This window comes from Citrobacter meridianamericanus (assembly GCF_041320245.1).
GTDB classification, from domain to species: domain Bacteria; phylum Pseudomonadota; class Gammaproteobacteria; order Enterobacterales; family Enterobacteriaceae; genus Citrobacter; species Citrobacter meridianamericanus.
Map to the genome: position 1 here is coordinate 4,017,609 of NZ_CP101036.1, position 22,206 is coordinate 4,039,814.

The following is a 22,206-nucleotide window of genomic DNA, read 5'->3' on the forward strand; positions in this document are numbered from 1 at the left end:
CCAGGTAATTATAGCGGCACACATGCGCGCTGGGCATTAATTACGATGGGTCAAAATCGAGTCGACCAGACCGTACTCTACCGCTTCAGAAGCAGAGAGGAAGCGATCGCGCTCGGTATCACGTTCAATCTGCTCAAGAGATTGACCCGTATGATGCGCCATAAGTTCGTTCATGCGCCCTTTTACCTTCAGGATTTCACGGGCATGAATTTCAATATCCGTTGCCTGGCCCTGGTAACCGCCCAGAGGTTGGTGGATCATGACGCGAGAGTTAGGCAGGCAAAAACGTTTACCCTTCGCCCCGGCGGTCAGCAGGAACGCGCCCATTGAGGCCGCCTGGCCCATACAAATGGTGCTGACGTCCGGCTTAATAAACTGCATGGTGTCATAGATAGACATCCCGGCAGTGATCACCCCACCAGGGGAGTTGATGTACAGGTAGATATCTTTTTCTGGGTTTTCTGCTTCCAGGAACAGCATCTGCGCCACGATCAGGTTAGCCATATGGTCTTCGACCTGGCCGGTCAGAAAAATGACGCGTTCCTTAAGTAGACGAGAATAGATATCAAAAGAGCGCTCACCACGTGAGGTCTGTTCAATGACCATCGGCACCAGCGCCATATGGGGTGCAAAGTTATCTCGTTCGCCGCTGTATGACATTTCCGTCTCCTGGATAAAATTTGAAAAAACCTGCTGTGCTGATTGTAACCTTATGGACGGATTATCAGCTAGTCCCTCAGTAATGGGTACGACATCGCCATAATTCAAGCATAACAATCTTTTGTTGTAACGCTAACACTGAAACGCTGTTTTCGCACTCTTCCCATGCAAAATGCGTGACAAAAAAAAACCCGCCACCAAAAGGTGACGGGCTTGCGTAGGAAATTCGTGCTAAAAAAGCAACGAATTACGCCTGCTGGTTCATCAGTTCGTTGAAGGAAGTGGCTTTTTCAGTCACTTTCGCTTTCGCCAGAACGGCTTCAACAGCCTGCTCTTCCAGAGCGACGTTACGCATGTTGTCCATCAGCTCTTTATTTTTGCTGTAGAACTCAACAACTTCTTTCGGATCTTCGTAAGCAGAAGCCATCTCTTCGATCAGGCCTTTAACGCGATCTTCGTCAGCTTTCAGCTCGTTGGTGCGAATCACTTCGCCCAGCAGCAGACCAACAACTACACGACGCTTAGCCTGTTCTTCGAACAGTTCACGCGGCAGTTCCAGCGCTTGTTTCTCGTTACCGCCAAAACGCTGTGCAGCCTGACGACGCAGAACGTCGATTTCGCTGTCGATCAGCGCAGCCGGAACGTCGATGTCGTTAGCTTTTACCAGACCTTCAATCGCCTGAGACTTAACGCGGTTACGCACTGCGCCTTTCAGCTCGCGCTCCATGTTTTTACGTACTTCAGCGCGCAGACCCGCGACGGAACCATCTTCAACGCCGAAACGTTTGATGAATTCTTCAGTCAGTTCCGGCAGTTCACGTTCTTCAACTTTCTTCAGGTTGATAACGAACTTAGCGGCTTTACCTTTCAGGTTTTCAGCGTGGTACTCTTCCGGGAAGGTCACGTCGATAGTGAACTCTTCGCCAGCTTTGTGGCCTTTAACGCCTTCTTCGAAACCTGGGATCATACGACCCTGGCCCATCGCCAGAACGAAGTCAGACGCTTTGCCGCCTTCGAACTCTTCGCCGTCTACAGAGCCAGTGAAGTCGATGGTTACACGATCTTCTGCATCAGCAGCGCCGTCTTTGTCTTTCCAGGTTGCCTGCTGCTTACGCAGGGTGTCCAGCATCACGTCAACGTCAGCGTCAGTAACTTCAACAACCGGTTTTTCAACTTCGATTGCTTCCAGGCCAGTCAGCTCAACTTCCGGGTAAACTTCGAACTCTACCGCGTAAGTAAAATCTTCACCCAGCTTGTATTCACCCGGAACGTAGTTCGGTGCGCCAGCCGGATTGATTTTTTCTTTGATGATCGCGTCAACGAAGTTGCGGCTCATCAGGTCGCCCAGAACGTCCTGGCGAACAGACGCGCCATAACGCTGAGCAACAACATTCATCGGTACTTTTCCTTTGCGGAAACCGTCAATACGCACTTTCTTCGCTACGTTGACCAGCTCGCTTTTCACAGCGGTCTCGATGCTGTCAGCAGCGATAGTAATCGTTACACGGCGGCCAAGGCCTTGAGTGGTTTCAACTGAAACTTGCATCTTGTTACCTCAAAAAATCACAGTGCTCGGTCAACTCTTCTCCGCAAGCACAGGTTGTTGGCTTCGCGGAACTGGGATGTTCTCATAATCAATCACATTCCCTGTCGTCAGAATCATCCCGAAGACATTCCGAAAAATAAGACGCGCATTATAGCGGCATCACTTTTATGAGTCGAGAACGGTTATCACGCGTTGCTGCGGCTTTTTTCACAATTCCCGGCTAATTTTTGTCTGAATACTGTACGACACCCCCAGAATTCAGACAAAACAAAACGGCCCGCAGGCCGTTTTCACATAATCTGTAGCAACATACTGGAAAAGCGTCGGTTGTTGCAAATCCGTTTTTACGCGATGCTTCCCGCCCCACGACACGGAGGCGATGCAAAGATCGTATCCTGCAACGCTTCCCACTCCTTAATGGTGTAGGTATGCAGGGCAAGGGCATGAACGGTTGTGGAAAGCTCCGCCGTTAACGTGCTGTAAATCATCCGATGACGATTAAGAAAACGTTCACCTGTAAAGCGATCGCTAACCAGCACAACCTTAAAGTGGCTTTCAGAACCGGCCGGGACATTGTGACGATAGCTTTCATCCACAACTTCGAGGAATACGGGTTCGAACGCTGCCCTTAATTTTTCTTCTATTTGCTCACGAATCATCATGAAATTTTTCCTCCGACAACGCTGAGATGTCACCCATCCCTTTAAATACTAGCCGCTTTTACCGTTTTCATTACACCTTAGCAACAAAAAATTAGCGCTTGTCTGATTTTCTCAGCCAAACGGATGAAGTTCACTGAATCCTCACTTCGATTTATTGCAAAAATCCCGTTTATGGTCTTTAGAAAGTCATAAAACGGACAACACAATGAATTTACATGCGTTACCCACTTCCCCTCATCGTTGGCGATGTTATGATGGCGGGAATTTTCTCCAACCATACAATTTAGATTCGCTGAGAGCCCTGGCATGTTTAAAAAAATCCTCTTCCCGTTAGTCGCGCTGTTCATGTTAGCTGGATGCGCAACGCCGCCAACCACTATTGAAGTCTCCCCGAAGATTACGCTGCCGCAGCAGGACCCAAGCCTGATGGGCGTGACCGTTAGCATCAACGGTGCCGACCAGCGTCAGGATCAAGCGCTGGCAAAAGTCACCCGCGACAACCAGCTGGTTACCCTGACCGCGTCCCGCGATCTGCGTTTCCTGCTGCAAGAAGTGCTGGAAAAACAGATGACCGCACGCGGCTATATGATTGGGCCGAACGGTGCTGTAAACCTGCAAATCATTGTTAGCCAGCTATACGCTGACGTATCTCAGGGTAGCGTGCGTTATAACATCGCCACCAAAGCAGATATCGCCATCATTGCGACCGCGGCTAACGGCAACAAGATGACCAAAAATTACCGCGCAAGCTATTCTGTTGAAGGTGCTCTGCAGGCCTCTAACAAAAATATCGCTGACGCCGTTAACAGCGTGCTGACCGACACCATCGCTGATATGTCTCAGGACACCAGCGTTCACGATTTCATCAAGCAGAACGCGCGTTAATTTCTGCCCATATGGCCCGGCGTTCGTCGGGCCTATAGAAGCCCATGTCCAGTCATTACTTACGTATTTTTCAGCAACCACGTTCAGCTATCCTGCTCATTCTGGGGTTTGCTTCCGGTTTACCGCTCGCACTGACCTCAGGTACGCTTCAGGCATGGATGACGGTTGAGAATATCGATCTTAAAACCATTGGTTTCTTTTCTCTGGTCGGCCAGGCCTACGTGTTTAAGTTCCTCTGGTCCCCGCTTATGGACCGCTACACGCCGCCATTTTTAGGTCGACGCCGCGGTTGGCTGCTGGCAACCCAGGTGCTGTTACTCATTTCTATCGCCGCGATGGGCTTTCTTGAGCCCGGCACACAACTGCGCTGGATGGCCGCACTGGCCGTGGTGATCGCGTTTTGTTCAGCATCGCAGGATATCGTCTTCGACGCCTGGAAAACCGACGTGTTACCTGCCGAAGAACGTGGCACTGGCGCAGCAATCAGCGTGTTGGGCTATCGTTTAGGGATGCTGGTTTCCGGTGGGCTGGCTCTGTGGATGGCCGATCGCTGGCTGGGCTGGCAAGGCATGTACTGGCTGATGGCGGCGCTGCTGATACCTTGCATCATTGCCACATTGTTAGCACCCGAACCGACTGATGCCATTCCGGTGCCCAAAACGCTGGAGCAGGCAGTGGCGGCTCCGTTGCGCGACTTCTTTGGTCGTAACAACGCCTGGCTTATCCTGCTGCTTATTGTGTTGTATAAGCTTGGGGATGCCTTCGCCATGAGTCTGACCACCACCTTTTTAATCCGCGGCGTCGGATTTGATGCGGGTGAAGTCGGCGTGGTGAATAAAACGCTCGGGCTTCTGGCAACCATCGTTGGTGCATTGTACGGTGGGATCCTGATGCAGCGTCTTTCGCTGTTCCGCGCATTGCTGATATTTGGCATTCTGCAAGGGGCGTCAAATGCAGGCTACTGGCTATTGTCCATCACTGACAAACACATGTTCAGTATGGCGGCCGCCGTCTTCTTTGAAAACCTGTGTGGCGGAATGGGCACGGCAGCGTTTGTCGCTTTATTAATGACGCTGTGCAATAAGTCCTTCTCAGCGACCCAGTTCGCCCTGCTCTCCGCGCTTTCAGCCGTTGGTCGCGTTTATGTTGGCCCGGTAGCGGGTTGGTTTGTCGAAGCGCACGGATGGCCGACGTTTTATCTGTTCTCGGTGTTTGCCGCGATCCCTGGTCTCATACTGTTGCTGGTTTGTCGTCAGACCCTGGAGCATAGTTGGCAAAATGAAAGCTTTCTTCCACGCACGGAATTTCGTGGAGCGTACGGTCTGGCATTAATGACGCTGGTAGTGGGTTGCTGTTTGCTGGCAGTCTGGCTGCTACTGCTGACGATGAACGCCCTCGATTACACTCACTTCTCCTTCCTGCCGGAACTGCTTGAAGTCTCAGTGACGGTCGCCGTCTGCGGGGTCATTTTTGGCGGATTGCTGGATTATCTGGCTCTGCGCAAAACCCGTCTGGCGTAAAAATCCGTATTAATAAGCCGTTGTAATCACCCTGCGTAATTATAACGGCTAAATAAACAACAATTGATAAAAATAATATTTGTTATTTTGTGCGCCAAAGAATTTGGAAATTATTGACGCCTTTTATATATTCTATTTTCCTTACTCGATTCAGCCACTACAGATTTATTTTTTGTTCCTGAGTTGTCTTTTTATTGATAATTAATTGTTAATTAATTGTTTTATTTTCGTATTGGTTATACCAATTACCCTCAGCATCTCCTCCGCCTGTCCGCTTTCGTTATAACGTGATGTTGCAACAGGTTCTTAAAGTCAAAGCGACATATATTGTAACATATGTGACACGCATGGCAGAACCCAGTAACACAGATCCAAGGATGTTTACAGTAATGTAACCTTCCCGTAAAATGCCCTCACACTTTAAACGCCACCCGGTCCCGTGGAATTGAGGTCGTTAAATGAGACTCAGGAAATACAATAAAAGTTTGGGATGGTTGTCATTAATTGCAGGCACTGCGTTACTCAGTGGCTGTAATTCTGCGCTGCTTGACCCTAAAGGACAGATTGGACTGGAACAACGTTCACTGATACTGACGGCATTTGGCCTGATGTTGATTGTCGTTATTCCAGCCATCTTGATGGCTGTTGGTTTTGCCTGGAAGTATCGTGCAAGCAATAAAGATGCGAAGTACAGCCCGAACTGGTCACACTCCAATAAAGTGGAAGCTGTGGTCTGGACGGTGCCGATCTTAATCATCATTTTCCTTGCCGTACTGACCTGGAAAACCACTCACGCTCTTGAGCCAAGCAAACCGCTGGCGCATGACGAGAAGCCCATTACCATCGAAGTGGTTTCCATGGACTGGAAATGGTTCTTTATCTATCCGGAACAGGGTATCGCTACCGTGAATGAAATCGCCTTCCCGGCGAATACTCCGGTTGAGTTCAAAGTGACATCTAACTCCGTGATGAACTCCTTCTTTATCCCGCGTCTGGGTAGCCAGATTTATGCCATGGCCGGTATGCAGACTCGACTGCATCTGATCGCCAACGAAGTCGGTACTTATGATGGTATCTCCGCAAGCTATAGCGGACCAGGCTTCTCCGGTATGAAGTTCAAGGCTATCGCAACAAAGGACCGCGCCGAATTCGACCAATGGGTTGCTAAAGCTAAACAGTCTCCGAACACCATGAGCGACATGGCTGCGTTCGAAAAAGTGGCTGTGCCAAGCGAATACAACCAGGTGGAATACTTCTCCAACGTGAAACCTGATTTGTTTAAAGACGTTATTAACAAATTTATGGCTCACGGTAAGAGCATGGACATGACCCAACCCGAAGGTGAGCACAACGCACACGAAGGCATGGAAGGCATGGACATGAGCCACGCGGAATCCGCTCACTAAGGGGCCGAGGAAGAATACGATGTTCGGAAAATTGACGCTGGATGCAGTGCCGTTCCATGAACCCATTGTCATGGTTACGATCGCTGCCATTATCATCGGTGGTGCGGCCTTACTGGGCCTAATCACTTACTTCGGTAAGTGGACCTACCTGTGGAAAGAGTGGCTGACTTCGGTTGACCACAAACGCCTTGGCATCATGTATGTCATCGTCGCAATCGTCATGTTGATTCGTGGCTTTGCAGATGCCGTCATGATGCGTAGTCAGCAAGCGCTGGCTTCAGCAGGTGAAGCGGGTTTCCTGCCACCTCACCACTACGACCAGATCTTCACGGCTCACGGCGTGATTATGATCTTCTTCGTGGCAATGCCATTTGTTATCGGTCTGATGAACCTGGTGGTTCCGCTGCAGATCGGCGCACGTGACGTTGCGTTCCCATTCCTGAACAACCTGAGCTTCTGGTTCACCGTTGTCGGCGTAATCCTGGTTAACCTGTCTCTGGGCGTAGGTGAATTCGCTCAGACCGGTTGGCTGGCATATCCGCCGCTCTCGGGAATAGAGTACAGTCCAAGCGTCGGGGTCGATTATTGGATATGGGCAGTCCAGTTGTCCGGTATTGGTACAACGCTGACTGGTATCAACTTCTTTGTGACCATCATTAAGATGCGTGCGCCAGGAATGACCATGTTCAAGATGCCGGTATTTAGCTGGGCGTCTCTGTGCGCGAACATCCTGATTATCGCTTCTTTCCCAATCCTGACGGTTACCGTCGCGTTGCTGACCCTGGATCGCTATCTGGGCACCCATTTCTTTACCAATGATATGGGCGGCAACATGATGATGTACATCAACCTGATTTGGGCCTGGGGCCATCCGGAAGTGTACATTCTGATCCTGCCAGTATTCGGGGTATTCTCCGAAGTCGCTGCAACCTTCTCGCGTAAGCGTCTGTTTGGTTACACCTCGCTGGTGTGGGCAACCGTGTGTATCACCGTTCTGTCGTTCATTGTTTGGCTGCACCACTTCTTCACCATGGGTGCCGGCGCAAACGTAAACGCCTTCTTCGGTATTACCACCATGATTATCGCCATCCCGACCGGGGTGAAGATCTTCAACTGGCTGTTCACCATGTATCAGGGCCGTATCGTATTCCACTCAGCAATGCTGTGGACGATTGGCTTTATCGTGACCTTCTCAGTCGGCGGCATGACCGGCGTACTGCTGGCGGTTCCGGGTGCCGACTTCGTACTGCACAACAGTCTGTTCCTGATTGCGCACTTCCATAACGTTATCATCGGCGGCGTGGTATTTGGTTGCTTCGCGGGGATGACCTACTGGTGGCCGAAAGCGTTTGGCTTCACGCTGAACGAGACCTGGGGTAAACGCGCATTCTGGTTCTGGATCATCGGCTTCTTCGTGGCATTTATGCCGCTGTACGTGCTGGGCTTTATGGGTATGACCCGTCGCCTCAGCCAGCAGATTGACCCGCAGTTCCATCCGATGCTGGTTGTTGCCGCTTGTGGTGCCGCGCTGATTGCACTCGGTATCCTGTGCCAGTTCATTCAGATGTACGTGTCCATTCGCGACCGTGAGCAGAACCGTGACCTGACCGGTGACCCATGGGGTGGTCGTACGCTGGAGTGGGCAACCTCTTCCCCGCCTCCGTTCTATAACTTTGCCGTTGTGCCGCACGTTCACGAGCGTGATGCCTTCTGGGAAATGAAAGAAAAAGGTGAAGCGTACAAGCAGCCTGCGCACTATGAAGAGATTCATATGCCGAAGAACAGCGGTGCCGGTATCGTCATTACCGCCTTCGCAACACTGTTTGGTTTCGCCATGATCTGGCATATCTGGTGGCTGGCGATTGCAAGCTTCGCAGGCATGATCATCAGCTGGATTGTGAAAAGCTTTGATGAAGACGTGGATTACTACGTGCCGGTCCCGGAAATCGAAAAACTGGAAAACCAGCATTTCGATGAGATTACTAAGGCAGGGCTGAAAAATGGCAACTGATACTTTAACGCACGCGACTGCCCACGCGCACGAACATGGGCACCACGATGCAGGCCAGACCAAGATCTTCGGATTCTGGGTCTACCTGATGAGCGACTGCATTCTGTTCTCTATTCTGTTTGCAACCTATGCCGTTCTGGTGAACGGCACCGCAGGTGGCCCAACAGGTAAGGACATTTTTGAACTGCCGTTCGTTCTGGTTGAAACATTCCTGCTGTTATTCAGCTCCATTACTTACGGCATGGCAGCGATCGCCATGTACAAGAACAACAAGAGCCAGGTTATCTCCTGGCTGGCGTTGACCTTCTTGTTCGGTGCCGGATTCATCGGGATGGAACTCTATGAATTCCATCACCTGATTGTTAACGGTATGGGCCCGGATCGCAGCGGCTTCCTGTCTGCGTTCTTCGCGCTGGTCGGCACGCACGGTCTGCACGTCACCTCCGGTCTTATCTGGATGGCGGTGCTGATGGTGCAAGTCGCTCGTCGCGGCCTGACCAGTACTAACCGTACCCGCATCATGTGCCTGAGCCTGTTCTGGCACTTCCTGGATGTGGTATGGATCTGTGTGTTCACTGTTGTTTATCTGATGGGGGCGATGTAATGAGTCATGCTAACGAGAGCGGCGGCGCATCCCATGGCAGCGTAAAAACCTACATGACAGGTTTTATCCTGTCGATCATCCTGACGGTCATTCCGTTCTGGATGGTGATGACAGGTTCTGCCTCTCCGGCCGTCATTCTGGGAACTATTCTGGCAATGGCAGTGGTACAGATTCTGGTGCACCTGGTGTGCTTCCTGCACATGAATAGCAAATCTGATGAAGGTTGGAACATGACGGCCTTTGTCTTTACTGTGCTAATCATCGCCATCCTGGTTGTGGGCTCCATCTGGATTATGTGGAACCTTAACTACAACATGATGATGCACTAAGAGCGGCGATTATGATGTTTAAGCAATACCTGCAAGTAACGAAACCAGGCATCATCTTTGGCAACCTGATCTCGGTGATTGGGGGGTTCCTGCTGGCCTCGAAAGGCAGCATTGATTATCCCCTGTTTATCTACACGTTGGTTGGGGTGTCACTGGTTGTGGCGTCGGGTTGTGTATTTAACAACTACATCGACAGGGATATCGACAGGAAGATGGAGAGGACCAAAAACCGCGTGCTGGTTAAAGGTCTGATTTCCCCTGCGGTCTCACTGGTATACGCCACCCTGCTGGGTATTGCTGGCTTTATGCTGCTGTGGTTTGGCGCGAACCCTCTGGCCTGCTGGCTGGGGGTAATGGGCTTCGTGGTCTATGTGGGCGTCTATAGCCTGTACATGAAGCGCCATTCCGTTTATGGCACGCTGATTGGCTCACTCTCCGGCGCTGCGCCGCCGGTGATTGGCTACTGCGCCGTAACCGGTGCGTTCGATAGCGGTGCGCTGATTCTGCTGGCTATTTTCAGCCTGTGGCAGATGCCGCACTCTTACGCGATTGCGATTTTCCGCTTTAAGGATTATCAGGCTGCCAACATCCCAGTACTGCCGGTGGTGAAAGGCATTTCAGTCGCGAAAAACCATATCACGCTGTATATCATCGCATTTGCTATCGCCACGCTGATGCTAACCCTGGGCGGCTATGCAGGTTATAAATACCTGATTGTTGCTGCGGCGGTGAGCGTCTGGTGGTTGGGCATGGCGCTGCGCGGTTATAAAGTGGAAGATGACAAAGTCTGGGCGCGCAAGCTGTTCGGCTTCTCCATCATCGCCATTACCGCGCTTTCCGTGATGATGTCCGTCGACTTTATGGTGCCAAACTCGCAGAACCTGCTGACTTACGTCTGGTAAGAATCTGCAGATACGAAAAGGGTGCTCTGGCACCCTTTTTATTGGCAGGAATGTTATTCAGTCGTAAAGCCATTTCCCAGCCTTTGCTGATTCAATAATCATACCTACTGTCAAAGGCTTCAACTCAATTTCAGGAGGATCTTTTCGCCAGAAAGGGGATTCTTGTTCAATATAATTCCTTCCATCAAACTTCGAATATTCAATATCAAAATGCTCAAATAAATCAGCTAAAAAATCATACGCATCTTCCGGAACAAACTGAAAATCATCCTCAAGGGTCCATTGTTTAGTGACCTGCTTAAGACCAGGTCTGAACCAACGTTCCCTGATTGGGTAATTCTTCATGATGTACTCAATAACTTCAGCTTCATAATTTCTCATCAGAAGGATGTCCACTGTATGCGATCTTTAGTCGTACTAATATCATGATATCATTAGACTTTATGATGTATTATTCATACACCCTGTTGACCTTGGTTGGGTAAATTCAGCGAATGCTAAAAGGGTACTTCGGCATCCTTTTTATTTACTACCCGATTTTGACAGCATCAGGTCTCGTCTTTTTGTTCATCAGGCCAGATCTCAAACAACCATTTCCCCGCCTTTGCTGACTCCGCAAACATCCTTACGGTTAAAGGTAAACGTGTGCCTTCTACTTCTTCCCATTTAGCTTTGAACCATCTAGTGAATAGTGGCAAATTGTGCCACGGATAATACGGTTTCCAGTTCACACATGATAAATCGACTTTAAACTCTTTCTCATATCGAGTCAGAGCACTGTGGAGGTCATCACCGGGGACATCAAATAGTTCTGAGTCGAGTTCTAAAGGAACCTCTTTCCAGTTTTCATCCAAATACCCGGGTATTTCTTCCCTGAAAAGCTTTAACACATCGTCTTGAATACTCATTAGAATGATGTCCATTGAATACCGTCATCAGCCTGAATCAATTGGTGATATTTATTACGAAATACCATTTTCCTTTTCCCTGTTTCCATTAGTAATAACCACAAAAAGACTACACCTGTAATTATCGCAAGTAAATTAGTTGCAACCGTAACTATTTAAGTTTCCGTGCTACACAATTCCACATATCGTAGAGGTTTACCCCATTCCTTCCCCGCTTTACACTAGGCGCGAAATTAATACAGAGGTGGGAATGAACGATTACAAAATGACGCCCGGTGAGTTGCGCGCCACCTGGGGTTTAGGGACCGTATTCTCGTTGCGCATGCTTGGCATGTTTATGGTTCTGCCAGTTCTGACCACGTACGGCATGGCGCTACAGGGTGCCAGCGAAGCGCTGATAGGCCTTGCCATCGGCATTTATGGCCTGGCGCAAGCCGTCTTCCAGATCCCCTTTGGTTTACTCTCTGACCGCATCGGCCGTAAGCCGCTTATCGTCGGCGGACTGGCGGTATTCGTTCTCGGCAGCGTGATTGCCGCGCTCTCCGATTCTATCTGGGGAATTATTCTTGGCCGCGCCCTACAAGGCTCTGGCGCAATTGCCGCCGCCGTAATGGCGCTGTTGTCCGACTTAACCCGCGAGCAAAACCGCACCAAAGCGATGGCGTTTATCGGCGTCAGCTTTGGTATCACCTTTGCCATTGCGATGGTGCTGGGGCCCATCGTTACCCATGCGCTGGGGCTCCACGCGCTGTTTTGGATGATTGCCGCTCTTGCCACCACGGGTATCGTGCTGACTATTTGGGTCGTTCCCAATAGTACCAACCACGTGCTGAACCGCGAGTCGGGCATGGTAAAAGGCAGCTTCAGCAAAGTGCTGGCGGAGCCTAAACTGCTGAAGCTCAACTTCGGCATCATGTGCCTGCACATTTTGTTGATGTCCACTTTCGTCGCGTTACCAGGACAACTGGCGAAAGCCGGTTTCCCCGCCGCAGAACACTGGAAAATTTATCTGGTGACGATGCTGCTGTCTTTTGTTTCCGTGGTGCCGTTCATCATTTACGCCGAAGTGAAGCGCAAGATGAAACGCGTGTTCCTCGCCTGCGTGTTACTGATCCTTATCGCAGAGATCGTATTATGGAGCGCTAACGTGCGTTTCTGGGGTCTGATTGCGGGCGTGCAGATCTTCTTCCTCGCCTTTAACCTGATGGAAGCCCTTCTCCCCTCGCTTATCAGCAAAGAATCACCTGCAGGTTATAAAGGCACGGCGATGGGCGTTTACTCCACCAGCCAGTTTCTTGGCGTGGCGATTGGCGGTTCACTCGGTGGTTGGGTGGTCGAAATGTTTGATGGTCAGGCCGTATTCCTGGCTGGCGCGCTGCTGGCAGCCATTTGGTTACTGGTGGCAAGCACAATGAAAGAACCGCCTTACGTCAGCAGCCTGCGCGTGGAAATCCCACCAGAAATTGCCGCGGATGACACGTTGAAGCAGCGTCTGTTGGCGAAAGAAGGGATAAGCGAAGTGTTAATCGTGGCGAAAGAGCATTCAGCCTACGTGAAAATCGACAGCAAAGTGACCAATCGATTCGAAGTTGAGCAAGCGATAAGCCAGGCGTGAAGAGTGCCGAATGGTGACTATCGTCTTGTCCGGCCTACAAATAGCATGTGCGACCTGTAGGCCGGATCAGGCATTACGACTTAATCGCGGAAGTTCTTAAACTGGAACGGCTGGCCGAGATCGCCGCCGCGAACCAGCGCCATGACGGATTGCAGATCGTCACGCGCCTTACCGGTCACACGAATTTCTTCGCCTTGAATCTGCGCCTGCACTTTCAGCTTGCTGTCTTTGATCAGCTTAACGATTTTCTTTTGCACCGCGCTTTCAATGCCCTGCTTCAGCTTAGCTTCAACAAACCAGGTTTTACCGCTGTGCACGAAGGTCTCTGGTACGTCCAGCGACGTGCCTTCAATACCGCGTTTCAGCAGCTTTGCACGTAAAATATCCAGCAGCTGATTGACCTGGAAATCAGACTCGCTCAGCACCTTAATCGTCTTATTTGACTCATTCAGCTCAAAAGTGGCTTCAACGCCACGAAAATCAAAGCGTGACTCGACTTCACGGCTGGCGTTATCCACCGCGTTACGGGCTTCCTGAAGATCAACTTCAGAGACAATATCGAAAGATGGCATCTTTTCCTCTCCCTTCATTTTTGATGCAAAGCATAATACCTGCAAAGTTACTCAACAGACAGCGCTATACTAGGCTGTATCCCTTCATTGTACGTGGTAGTGACATCTGCGAACAATAATGGGGTGCGGTCGAAATGGATTAACACCTGGTGTTGTTGCAGGTGAGGAGGAAGAATGAAAATTACCGTACTGGGATGTGGAGCGTTAGGACAGCTATGGCTTACAGCACTGTGCAAACATGGACATGAGGTGCAAGGGTGGCTGCGCGTACCGCAACCCTACTGCAGCGTAAACCTGATCGACACGGATGGCTCAGTTTTTAATGAATCCCTGACGGCAAACGACCCCGACTTTTTGGCAAAAAGCGACCTGCTGCTGGTCACCCTGAAAGCCTGGCAGGTTTCTGATGCGGTAAAAGGCCTGGCCGCAATTCTGCCTGAAACCACGCCCATTCTGCTTATTCACAACGGCATGGGCACGATTGAAGAGTTACATAACATTAAGCAACCCTTGCTGATGGGTACCACCACCCACGCAGCGCGCCGTGACGGGAACGTCATCATTCATGTCGCTCAGGGAACAACGCGTATTGGACCGGCGCGTGAGCAAGACGGAGATTTCAGCTATCTGGCTGAAACCCTGCAAGAGGTGCTGCCGGACGTCGCCTGGCACAACACTATTCGCGCCGAGCTGTGGCGCAAGCTGGCCGTCAACTGCGTCATTAACCCGCTGACCGCATTATGGGATTGCCCAAACGGTGAGTTACGCCACCATCCGGAAAAAATAGCGCTCATCTGCGAGGAAGTGGCAGCGGTGATCGAACGCGAAGGCCACCACACATCAGCGGATGATTTACGCTATTATGTCGAGCAAGTGATTGACAGTACGGCGGAAAATATCTCATCTATGCTGCAGGACATTCGCGCCATGCGTCATACCGAGATCGACTACATTACCGGTTATTTGTTAAAACGCGCACGCGCGCACGGCATCGCCGTTCCGGAAAATGCCCGCCTGTTTGAAATGGTTAAAAGAAAGGAAAGTGAGTATGAGCGCTCAAGCACTGGTATGTCTCGCCCCTGGTAGTGAAGAAACCGAAGCAGTTACTACTATCGATCTGCTGGTTCGCGGCGGAATTAAGGTCACAACCGCCAGCGTCGCCAGCGATGGCAACCTGACGATCGTGTGCTCGCGCGGTGTGAAACTGCTGGCGGATGCGCCATTAGTCGAAGTTGCCGACGGCGATTTCGACATCATCGTGCTGCCCGGTGGTGTCAAAGGCACCGAGTGCTTTCGCGACAGTCCCCTGCTGGTCGAAACCGTGAAACAGTTTCATCGCTCCGGACGCATAGTCGCGGCAATCTGCGCCGCTGCCGCGACCGTCCTCGTCCCACACGACATTTTTCCCATCGGCAACATGACCGGCTACCCGGCGCTGAAAGACAAGATCCCCGCGGAGCAATGGCAGGACAAGCGCGTCGTGTGGGATCCGCGCGTTAACCTGTTAACCAGCCAGGGACCGGGAACCTCCATCGATTTCGGTTTAAAAATCATTGATCTGTTGGTTAGTCGTGAAAAAGCCCATGAGGTAGCGTCACAGCTGGTGATGGCTGCGGGAATTTATAACTACTACGAATAAATCTTCAGGCCACTTACCTACAAGGAATAAGAATGAAAGGATATCTGAGCGCAGTGGCTTTACTGCTCCTTTCCGGCTACGCCGCAGCAACGCAACTTGAAATAAAAAACCTTGAATATCGCTACCCCGCAAGCGCTGAGATACAGTATCGCGTGCCGTGGTTTACTTCAACGGATAACCCTCAGGTCGCTAAACGCATTAACGATTATATTTTCGCAAGCTTTATCAATCAGCTACCGGGTAACAATCCACAAACAACAGTGAACCAGTTTGCGAAATCAGAGAGAAACCCCACCGCAAACCTTGACTACACGGTTGAGTATCGCGACGCCAAAGTTCTAACTCTGAACATGTTTGTCGAAGGGTGCGGCGCGTATTGTGAATCGTACAATGTACCGCTCAGCTTCGATTTAGCCAACGGCGCAGCAATTACCCTCAACGATCTCTTTTCCCGCTCTACGATGGCCGAATTAAATACCCGCATCAGAAAAGATATCCGTGGCCAAATCGACACCTTTGTTGATGCGCATAAATCGCAGACGTCGGCGCAAATAAAAGAAGAGAAAGGCGATGATTTTGACTACGCCGAATTCTACGCATCATGCGCAACCTACACCGACGGTTTGTACTACATCGATAAATTCTCTCTGCAAAAAGACCATCTGGCCTTCCTGAATGGACGCTGTAGCAACCATGCCAGCCGTGCGCTCGACGATCTGGGCGATTTCACCACGAAAATACCTACCGCAGAACTGCATAATCAGCTCACGTCATACGGCCAGTATCTGACTGGCGCAAAGAGTACAACACCGGTTGAGCCCGCCCCCGGCATTGACGGCAAGGTGATGTACGGCACGCTGGGAAAAAGCATGCGTATTGTGTTGAAGGTGGAGTGCAAATACGGTGATTTTTTTGACGGGGCTTACTTTTACCAGAAATTTGGCGCACCGATTGAATTAACCGGTAAGTGCGATACGGCCGATAATCAACATTATGAACTGAAGACGTCTGCAGCTGAACAATCGCAAGAGAAAATAACACTGGATTTAAAAGACGGGGTTTATCAGGGCGTCTGGGAGTCGAACGGGAAAACGCTTCCCATGCGTTTTGAATAATAACGTTGTATTGCCGGATGGCGGCGTAACCGCCATATCCGGCCTTCAACATGGTGTTTGCTCAATTATGGGCGATACACCTTCACGTTTTCAAAGCCCTGCTCGCGCAGGTAAAGCGCCTGCAGACGGCTCATCACCCCGCGTTCACACCATAGCAGCCAGGTTTTGCTCTGATCCAGATCGCCGAATTTGGTGCTCAGCTTGTAGAACGGCAGAGAAACGACGTCCACGCCGTCAACCTTCAGCGGTTTGTCATCCTGTTCATCCACAGAGCGGATATCCAGAATCACATCGTTCGGGCCGAAGCCGCTCACGGTTTCCACTTCCACCACGGTCTGCTGCGTCTGCTGGGCGATATCACGAATATCGATATTGTTCGCTTCTTCAACCACTTTATCGAGGATCGAGAAATCGAAGTTTTCTTCTTCGGCCTCAATCTTCGCCTTAATTGCTTTCACCGTCGGGCTTTTTGAAATCACGCCGCAGTATTCCGGCATAGTACGGGCAAAGTCCTCGGTACCAATTTCACGTGCCAGATTGATAATGTGCTCTTTATCATGGGAGATAAGCGGTCGCAGGATCAGGGTGTCAGAAACGTTATCGATCAGGCGCAGGTTGGTCAGCGTCTGGCTGGACACCTGGCCCAGCGCTTCACCGGTTACCAGCGCCTGTACGCCGTAGCGCTCAGCGACTTTCGACGCCGCGCGTACCATCATACGTTTGAGGACCACGCCCATCTGACCGTCGTCGACTTTCTCCAGGATCTCGCCCACTACCGGCTCAAAGTTGATGGCAACAAAACGCACGCGATGCGAGCTACCAAAGCGGTTCCACAGATAATGCGCCACCTGGCGAACGCCGATTTCATGCGCTGCCCCGCCCAGGTTGAAGAAGCAATAGTGTACGCGGCAGCCGCGACGCATCAGCATGTAGCTGGACACGCCGGAGTCGAAACCACCCGAGATCAGCGACAGTACGTCTTCCTGTGTCCCTATCGGGAAACCGCCGATACCTTCATAGCGGCCTTTAACCAGCAACAGGCGGTCGTTTTCGATTTCAAGATTCACCGTCACGTCCGGCTTCGTCAGCTTCACGCGCGCGGATTCAATATGCTGGTTCAGTCCACCGCCAACATAGCGTTCCACCTCAATAGAGCTAAACTCATGCTTACCGCGACGTTTGACGCGAACGCAGAAGGTCTTACCTTCCAGTTGATCGCGATACTGTACCAGCGCTTTCTCGAAAATATCGTGCATATCGGTAAACGGCACGTCTTCTACTTCGAGAATATGGTGGATCCCCGGAATACGGGTTAGCGCGTCGCGAATGTCCAGGCGTTGGCTTTCATCTTTCGCGCGAACCTCAACGTGATCCCAGTGACGGACAACGGCAAGGTCTTCATCATAGTGCTTTAAAACGTTACGAATGTTCCCTGTCAGAATTTTTATAAAGCGCAAACGCACAGATTGGCTTTTGATGGTGATTTCTGGGAACAATTTAATGATAAACTTCATGGCGGCAATGGTTCTTTGGCAAGTCTGAATGACTTGTAATGGAAAAAAATACAGCAGCCCATACCCTGCGGCTGCATCCAGGCGCGCAAGTATACCACCATCATGGTCATCCTGTGCACATCGCCTTACCATTGCGCGTTATTTGCTTATCAGTGCGAGTCCGTTACCATAGTCTTGTGCTGCCAATACAGAGAGTCAGACATTCATTATGCCGAAGAAAAATGAAGCGCCAGCCAGTTTTGAAACAGCGCTGAGCGAGCTGGAACAGATTGTTACCCGCCTGGAAAGCGGCGACCTGCCGCTGGAAGAAGCGCTGAACGAATTCGAACGAGGCGTACAGTTGGCGCGTCAGGGACAGGTTAAATTGCAACAGGCTGAACAGCGCGTGCAAATCCTGCTGTCAGATACTGAAGACGCCGCCCTTACGCCTTTTACACCGGATAATGAGTAAATGGATTTTACGCAGCAGCTACAGGCTTGCGTTGAGCAGGCCAATCAGGCACTGAGCCGTTTTATCGCGCCACTGCCCTTTCAGAACACTCCCGTGGTCGAAACCATGCAATATGGCGCATTATTAGGCGGTAAACGTCTGCGCCCGTTTCTGGTGTACGCGACCGGTCAGATGTTTGGCGTCAGCCTGAGTACGCTTGATGCTCCCGCGGCAGCCGTCGAGTGCATCCATGCTTATTCGTTGATGCACGATGATTTACCCGCGATGGACGACGATGACCTGCGCCGCGGTCTGCCGACCTGCCACGTAAAATTTGGCGAGGCAAACGCGATCCTCGCCGGAGATGCGCTGCAAACGCTGGCGTTCTCCATTATCAGCGACGCCCCGATGCCGGAAGTGTCTGACCGTGACCGCATCGCGATGATCTCTGAACTGGCCCAGGCCAGCGGTATCGCCGGAATGTGCGGCGGCCAGGCACTGGATCTGGCAGCCGAAGGCCATCAGGTTGAGCTGGATGCGCTGGAGCGTATTCACCGCCACAAAACCGGGGCATTGATTCGCGCCGCCGTACGTTTGGGGGCATTAAGCGCAGGTGACAAAGGGCGAGAATGCCTGGCAACACTCGACAAATATGCAGAAAGCATCGGCCTGGCTTTCCAGGTTCAGGATGACATCCTGGATGTGGTGGGCGATACTGCAATATTGGGTAAACGTCAGGGTGCTGACCAGCAGCTTGGCAAAAGTACCTATCCTGCACTTCTGGGTCTTGAGCAAGCCCGGAATAAAGCCCGGGATTTAATCGAAGATGCCCGCCAGTCGCTGAATCTGCTGGCCGCACAGTCACTCGATACCTCGGCACTGGAAGCGCTAGCGGACTATATAATCCAGCGTGATAAATAAACCAACATATCCCATGAGCTTGCGATGAGTTTTGATATAGCCAAATACCCGACCCTGGCGCTGGTCGACTCCCCCCAGGAGTTACGCCTGCTGCCAAAAGAGAGCCTGCCAAAGCTTTGCGACGAACTGCGCCGCTATTTGCTCGACAGCGTAAGCCGTTCCAGCGGGCACTTCGCCTCTGGTCTGGGCACGGTGGAACTCACCGTCGCGCTGCACTACGTCTACAACACCCCGTTTGACCAGTTAATCTGGGATGTGGGACATCAGGCTTACCCACACAAAATTCTGACCGGCCGTCGCGATAAAATCGGTACGATTCGCCAAAAAGGCGGTTTGCATCCGTTCCCGTGGCGCGGTGAGAGCGAGTATGACGTACTGAGCGTCGGACACTCCTCGACCTCTATCAGCGCTGGCATCGGTATTGCGGTTGCCGCCGAGAAAGAAGGCAAAGAACGTCGTACCGTCTGCGTGATTGGCGACGGCGCCATCACCGCTGGCATGGCGTTTGAAGCGATGAACCACGCGGGCGATATTAAGCCCGACATGTTGGTTATTCTGAACGACAACGAAATGTCGATCTCAGAAAACGTCGGCGCGCTGAATAACCACCTGGCGCAATTGCTCTCCGGCAAACTTTACTCTTCGCTGCGCGAAGGCGGAAAGAAAGTGTTCTCCGGCGTACCGCCGATTAAAGAGCTGCTCAAACGTACCGAAGAACACATCAAAGGCATGGTTGTTCCGGGTACGCTGTTTGAAGAGCTGGGCTTTAACTATATCGGCCCGGTGGATGGTCACGACGTGCTGGGGCTTATCACTACGCTGAAGAACATGCGCGATCTGAAAGGTCCACAGTTCCTGCACATCATGACCAAAAAAGGTCGTGGCTACGAGCCAGCGGAAAAAGATCCAATTACCTTCCACGCGGTACCCAAATTCGATCCGTCCAGCGGATGCCTGCCGAAAAGTAGCGGCGGCCTGCCAAGCTATTCAAAAATCTTCGGTGACTGGCTGTGCGAGACCGCGGCGAAAGACAATAAGCTGATGGCGATCACCCCGGCGATGCGCGAAGGTTCCGGCATGGTGGAATTCTCACGTAAGTTCCCGGACCGCTACTTCGATGTGGCAATTGCTGAGCAGCACGCGGTGACGTTTGCTGCCGGTCTGGCGATTGGCGGCTATAAGCCGGTCGTGGCTATTTACTCTACCTTCCTGCAACGCGCTTACGATCAGGTGCTGCATGATGTCGCCATTCAGAAACTGCCAGTCCTGTTCGCCGTTGACCGGGCGGGTATCGTTGGTGCAGATGGACAAACCCACCAGGGGGCGTTCGATCTCTCCTTCCTGCGCTGCATCCCGGAAATGGTCATTATGACCCCAAGCGATGAGAACGAATGTCGCCAGATGCTGTTCACTGGCTATCACTATAACGATGGTCCAACGGTAGTGCGCTATCCGCGCGGTAACGCGGTGGGCGTTGAGCTGGCGCCGCTGGAACAACTGCCTATCGGGAAAGGTATAGTGAAACGTCACGGAGAGAAAGTCGCGATTCTCAACTTCGGTACCCTGATGCCGGAAGCCGCTCAGGTCGCCGAGTCGCTGAACGCCACGCTGGTGGATATGCGCTTTGTGAAACCGCTGGATGAAACGCTGATCCTGGAAATGGCAGTTCAACACGAAGTGCTGGTCACCATTGAAGAGAACGCCATTATGGGCGGTGCTGGCAGCGGCGTAAACGAAGTGCTGATGGCTCATCGCAAGCCCGTTCCGGTACTGAACATTGGCCTGCCTGATTTCTTCATCCCGCAGGGGACTCAGGAGGAGGCTCGCGCCGATCTGGGTCTTGATGCCGCTGGCATTGAGACCAAAATCAAGGCCTGGCTGGCATAATCCCCTCTCCGCTCCTGCTATGCTTAACTCATCACGAGCTAAGCAGGAGTGGATTGATGAAATACAACACCTTAGGAAAAACCGACCTTCGTGTCTCCCGCCTTTGCCTGGGCTGCATGACGTTTGGCGAACCCCATCGCGGCAATCACGCCTGGACGCTACCTGAAGAAAGCAGCCGCCCGATAATCAAACATGCCCTTGAGGGTGGCATTAACTTTTTCGATACCGCCAACAGTTACTCCGCTGGCAGTAGCGAAGAGATTCTCGGTCGCGCGCTGCGTGATTTCACCCGCCGCGAAGATGTCGTGGTCGCCACCAAGGTTTTTCACCAGGTTGATGATTTAGCAGAAGGATTATCCCGCGCACAAATCCTGCGCTCGATCGATGACAGCCTCAGACGTCTGGGTATGGAGTATGTCGACATCCTGCAAATTCACCGTTGGGATTACAACACGCCAATCGAAGAAACGCTGGAAGCTCTGAACGACGTTGTTAAAGCCGGTAAAGCGCGCTATATCGGCGCCTCATCCATGCACGCTTCGCAGTTTGCTCAGGCGCTGGCCTTACAGAAACAACACGGCTGGGCGCAGTTCGTAAGCATGCAGGATCACTACAACCTGATTTATCGCGAAGAAGAACGCGAAATGCTGCCGCTTTGCTATCAGGAAGGCGTGGCGGTGATCCCATGGAGTCCACTGGCGCGTGGTCGCCTGACACGCCCCTGGGGAGAAACCACTGCACGTCTGGTTTCTGATGAAGTCGGTAAAAATTTGTACAACGAGAGCGATGAAAACGATGCACAAATTGCCGCACGGCTCGCCGGTATCAGTGAGGAATTAGGCGTCACGCGGGCACAGGTCGCACTGGCCTGGCTGCTGAGCAAACCCGGTGTGGCCGCACCGATTATCGGTACGTCTCGTGAGGAACAGCTGGATGAATTGCTTAATGCGGTGGATTTAACACTGAAGCCGGAGCAGATCGCCGAGCTGGAAACGCCGTACAAACAGCATCCGGTGGTGGGATTTAAATAATCTGGCAATGCCCGATAGCGCTGCGCTTATCGGGCCGTTTGTAGGCCGA

22 protein-coding genes are annotated in these 22,206 nt (G+C 51.6%); 15 read left to right on the forward strand and 7 right to left on the reverse strand.

Annotated features, from left to right (window positions below; all coding sequences use genetic code 11):
- Positions 1-36: 36 nt before the first annotated feature.
- The 3 genes from clpP to bolA form a co-directional block, all read right to left on the reverse strand.
- Positions 37-660 (reverse strand): ATP-dependent Clp endopeptidase proteolytic subunit ClpP, encoded by a 624-nt coding sequence (gene clpP, locus NMD08_RS19685; protein WP_003021624.1) that lies wholly within the window; start codon positions 658-660, stop codon positions 37-39.
- Between the two features lie 247 nt (positions 661-907).
- Positions 908-2,206, reverse strand: a complete 1,299-nt coding sequence (gene tig, locus NMD08_RS19690; RefSeq protein WP_003021622.1) for a trigger factor — start codon at positions 2,204-2,206, stop codon at positions 908-910.
- A 344-nt stretch (positions 2,207-2,550) separates the two neighbouring features.
- Entirely contained in the window at positions 2,551-2,868 is a 318-nt protein-coding gene (gene bolA, locus NMD08_RS19695; RefSeq protein ID WP_003021619.1) for a transcriptional regulator BolA, read from the reverse strand.
- 306 nt (positions 2,869-3,174) lie between these two features.
- On the opposite strand from bolA, the gene NMD08_RS19700 reads away from it, so the two are divergent.
- The 7 genes from NMD08_RS19700 to cyoE all read left to right on the forward strand — a co-directional run bounded on the left by NMD08_RS19700 (position 3,175) and on the right by cyoE (position 10,525).
- Positions 3,175-3,753 (forward strand): lipoprotein, encoded by a 579-nt coding sequence (locus tag NMD08_RS19700; protein WP_151218626.1) that lies wholly within the window; start codon positions 3,175-3,177, stop codon positions 3,751-3,753.
- 44 nt (positions 3,754-3,797) lie between these two features.
- Positions 3,798-5,273: a muropeptide MFS transporter AmpG gene (gene ampG / locus NMD08_RS19705; RefSeq protein ID WP_151218625.1), complete on the forward strand. Its 1,476-nt coding sequence runs from the start codon at positions 3,798-3,800 to the stop codon at positions 5,271-5,273.
- A gap of 458 nt (positions 5,274-5,731) precedes the next feature.
- Positions 5,732-6,679, forward strand: a complete 948-nt coding sequence (gene cyoA, locus NMD08_RS19710) for a cytochrome o ubiquinol oxidase subunit II (protein ID WP_151218624.1) — start codon at positions 5,732-5,734, stop codon at positions 6,677-6,679.
- 19 nt (positions 6,680-6,698) lie between these two features.
- Complete coding sequence (gene cyoB / locus NMD08_RS19715) at positions 6,699-8,690, forward strand: cytochrome o ubiquinol oxidase subunit I (protein WP_151218623.1); 1,992 nt, start codon at positions 6,699-6,701, stop codon at positions 8,688-8,690.
- Positions 8,680-9,294, forward strand: a complete 615-nt coding sequence (locus NMD08_RS19720; protein ID WP_003831007.1) for a cytochrome o ubiquinol oxidase subunit III — start codon at positions 8,680-8,682, stop codon at positions 9,292-9,294. The genes cyoB and NMD08_RS19720 overlap by 11 nt, the downstream gene beginning before the upstream one ends.
- On the forward strand, positions 9,294-9,623 hold the full coding sequence (locus NMD08_RS19725) for a cytochrome o ubiquinol oxidase subunit IV (RefSeq protein ID WP_003021607.1): 330 nt from the start codon (positions 9,294-9,296) through the stop codon (positions 9,621-9,623). The genes NMD08_RS19720 and NMD08_RS19725 overlap by 1 nt, the downstream gene beginning before the upstream one ends.
- Before the next feature lie 11 nt (positions 9,624-9,634).
- Positions 9,635-10,525 carry a heme o synthase gene (gene cyoE, locus NMD08_RS19730; RefSeq protein ID WP_286543130.1) on the forward strand — a complete coding sequence of 297 codons (891 nt, stop codon included), beginning with the start codon at positions 9,635-9,637 and terminating at the stop codon, positions 10,523-10,525.
- 57 nt (positions 10,526-10,582) lie between these two features.
- Here cyoE and NMD08_RS19735 read toward each other — a convergent pair whose 3' ends face one another.
- Positions 10,583-10,906 (reverse strand): DUF1493 family protein, encoded by a 324-nt coding sequence (locus NMD08_RS19735; RefSeq protein ID WP_370618843.1) that lies wholly within the window; start codon positions 10,904-10,906, stop codon positions 10,583-10,585.
- 167 nt (positions 10,907-11,073) lie between these two features.
- Positions 11,074-11,448, reverse strand: a complete 375-nt coding sequence (locus tag NMD08_RS19740; RefSeq protein ID WP_210904719.1) for a DUF1493 family protein — start codon at positions 11,446-11,448, stop codon at positions 11,074-11,076.
- A 235-nt stretch (positions 11,449-11,683) separates the two neighbouring features.
- Between NMD08_RS19740 and NMD08_RS19745 the strand changes: the two genes are divergently transcribed.
- A complete protein-coding gene (locus NMD08_RS19745) occupies positions 11,684-13,048 on the forward strand; it encodes an MFS transporter (protein WP_151218620.1) in 1,365 nt (454 codons plus the stop codon).
- Positions 13,049-13,128: 80 nt separating this feature from the next.
- Here NMD08_RS19745 and NMD08_RS19750 read toward each other — a convergent pair whose 3' ends face one another.
- Entirely contained in the window at positions 13,129-13,620 is a 492-nt protein-coding gene (locus NMD08_RS19750) for a YajQ family cyclic di-GMP-binding protein (protein ID WP_003831002.1), read from the reverse strand.
- Positions 13,621-13,794: 174 nt separating this feature from the next.
- Here NMD08_RS19750 and panE point away from each other — a divergent pair, with 174 nt between their 5' ends.
- Genes panE through NMD08_RS19765 form a run of 3 tightly spaced genes read left to right on the forward strand, consistent with a single transcriptional unit; the run spans position 13,795 to position 16,374 of the window.
- Entirely contained in the window at positions 13,795-14,706 is a 912-nt protein-coding gene (gene panE, locus NMD08_RS19755; RefSeq protein ID WP_040232714.1) for a 2-dehydropantoate 2-reductase, read from the forward strand.
- A complete protein-coding gene (yajL, locus tag NMD08_RS19760; RefSeq protein ID WP_151218618.1) occupies positions 14,669-15,259 on the forward strand; it encodes a protein deglycase YajL in 591 nt (196 codons plus the stop codon). Before panE ends, yajL begins: the two co-directional genes overlap by 38 nt.
- Positions 15,260-15,291: 32 nt before the next feature.
- Positions 15,292-16,374, forward strand: a complete 1,083-nt coding sequence (locus NMD08_RS19765) for a hypothetical protein (RefSeq protein WP_370618845.1) — start codon at positions 15,292-15,294, stop codon at positions 16,372-16,374.
- A 65-nt stretch (positions 16,375-16,439) separates the two neighbouring features.
- Here the strand turns inward: NMD08_RS19765 and thiI are convergent, their stop codons facing one another.
- Positions 16,440-17,888 (reverse strand): tRNA uracil 4-sulfurtransferase ThiI, encoded by a 1,449-nt coding sequence (thiI, locus tag NMD08_RS19770; RefSeq protein WP_005125147.1) that lies wholly within the window; start codon positions 17,886-17,888, stop codon positions 16,440-16,442.
- A 208-nt stretch (positions 17,889-18,096) separates the two neighbouring features.
- Between thiI and xseB the strand changes: the two genes are divergently transcribed.
- Genes xseB through NMD08_RS19790 form a run of 4 tightly spaced genes read left to right on the forward strand, consistent with a single transcriptional unit; the run spans position 18,097 to position 22,157 of the window.
- Complete coding sequence (gene xseB / locus NMD08_RS19775; RefSeq protein WP_038638224.1) at positions 18,097-18,339, forward strand: exodeoxyribonuclease VII small subunit; 243 nt, start codon at positions 18,097-18,099, stop codon at positions 18,337-18,339.
- A complete protein-coding gene (gene ispA, locus NMD08_RS19780) occupies positions 18,340-19,239 on the forward strand; it encodes a (2E,6E)-farnesyl diphosphate synthase (RefSeq protein WP_151218616.1) in 900 nt (299 codons plus the stop codon).
- Positions 19,240-19,263: 24 nt separating this feature from the next.
- Positions 19,264-21,126 carry a 1-deoxy-D-xylulose-5-phosphate synthase gene (gene dxs / locus NMD08_RS19785; RefSeq protein ID WP_370618847.1) on the forward strand — a complete coding sequence of 621 codons (1,863 nt, stop codon included), beginning with the start codon at positions 19,264-19,266 and terminating at the stop codon, positions 21,124-21,126.
- A gap of 56 nt (positions 21,127-21,182) precedes the next feature.
- Entirely contained in the window at positions 21,183-22,157 is a 975-nt protein-coding gene (locus NMD08_RS19790; protein WP_151218615.1) for an aldo/keto reductase, read from the forward strand.
- The last annotated feature ends 49 nt before the right edge of the window (positions 22,158-22,206 follow it).

Bases quoted from the DNA above. Each gene is read 5' to 3' on its own strand.
- cyoB (WP_151218623.1), top strand. From the start codon at position 6,699: ATGTTCGGAAAATTGACGCTGGATGCAGTGCCGTTCCATGAACCCATT.
- NMD08_RS19700 (WP_151218626.1), top strand. From the start codon at position 3,175: ATGTTTAAAAAAATCCTCTTCCCGTTAGTCGCGCTGTTCATGTTAGCT.
- NMD08_RS19765 (WP_370618845.1), top strand. From the start codon at position 15,292: ATGAAAGGATATCTGAGCGCAGTGGCTTTACTGCTCCTTTCCGGCTAC.
- NMD08_RS19750 (WP_003831002.1), bottom strand. From the start codon at position 13,620: ATGCCATCTTTCGATATTGTCTCTGAAGTTGATCTTCAGGAAGCCCGT.
- NMD08_RS19720 (WP_003831007.1), top strand. From the start codon at position 8,680: ATGGCAACTGATACTTTAACGCACGCGACTGCCCACGCGCACGAACAT.
- bolA (WP_003021619.1), bottom strand. From the start codon at position 2,868: ATGATGATTCGTGAGCAAATAGAAGAAAAATTAAGGGCAGCGTTCGAA.
- cyoE (WP_286543130.1), top strand. From the start codon at position 9,635: ATGATGTTTAAGCAATACCTGCAAGTAACGAAACCAGGCATCATCTTT.
- dxs (WP_370618847.1), top strand. From the start codon at position 19,264: ATGAGTTTTGATATAGCCAAATACCCGACCCTGGCGCTGGTCGACTCC.
- xseB (WP_038638224.1), top strand. From the start codon at position 18,097: ATGCCGAAGAAAAATGAAGCGCCAGCCAGTTTTGAAACAGCGCTGAGC.
- ampG (WP_151218625.1), top strand. From the start codon at position 3,798: ATGTCCAGTCATTACTTACGTATTTTTCAGCAACCACGTTCAGCTATC.
- cyoA (WP_151218624.1), top strand. From the start codon at position 5,732: ATGAGACTCAGGAAATACAATAAAAGTTTGGGATGGTTGTCATTAATT.
- NMD08_RS19790 (WP_151218615.1), top strand. From the start codon at position 21,183: ATGAAATACAACACCTTAGGAAAAACCGACCTTCGTGTCTCCCGCCTT.
- NMD08_RS19725 (WP_003021607.1), top strand. From the start codon at position 9,294: ATGAGTCATGCTAACGAGAGCGGCGGCGCATCCCATGGCAGCGTAAAA.
- panE (WP_040232714.1), top strand. From the start codon at position 13,795: ATGAAAATTACCGTACTGGGATGTGGAGCGTTAGGACAGCTATGGCTT.
- clpP (WP_003021624.1), bottom strand. From the start codon at position 660: ATGTCATACAGCGGCGAACGAGATAACTTTGCACCCCATATGGCGCTG.
- yajL (WP_151218618.1), top strand. From the start codon at position 14,669: ATGAGCGCTCAAGCACTGGTATGTCTCGCCCCTGGTAGTGAAGAAACC.
- tig (WP_003021622.1), bottom strand. From the start codon at position 2,206: ATGCAAGTTTCAGTTGAAACCACTCAAGGCCTTGGCCGCCGTGTAACG.
- NMD08_RS19740 (WP_210904719.1), bottom strand. From the start codon at position 11,448: ATGGACATCATTCTAATGAGTATTCAAGACGATGTGTTAAAGCTTTTC.
- ispA (WP_151218616.1), top strand. From the start codon at position 18,340: ATGGATTTTACGCAGCAGCTACAGGCTTGCGTTGAGCAGGCCAATCAG.
- NMD08_RS19745 (WP_151218620.1), top strand. From the start codon at position 11,684: ATGAACGATTACAAAATGACGCCCGGTGAGTTGCGCGCCACCTGGGGT.
- thiI (WP_005125147.1), bottom strand. From the start codon at position 17,888: ATGAAGTTTATCATTAAATTGTTCCCAGAAATCACCATCAAAAGCCAA.
- NMD08_RS19735 (WP_370618843.1), bottom strand. From the start codon at position 10,906: ATGAGAAATTATGAAGCTGAAGTTATTGAGTACATCATGAAGAATTAC.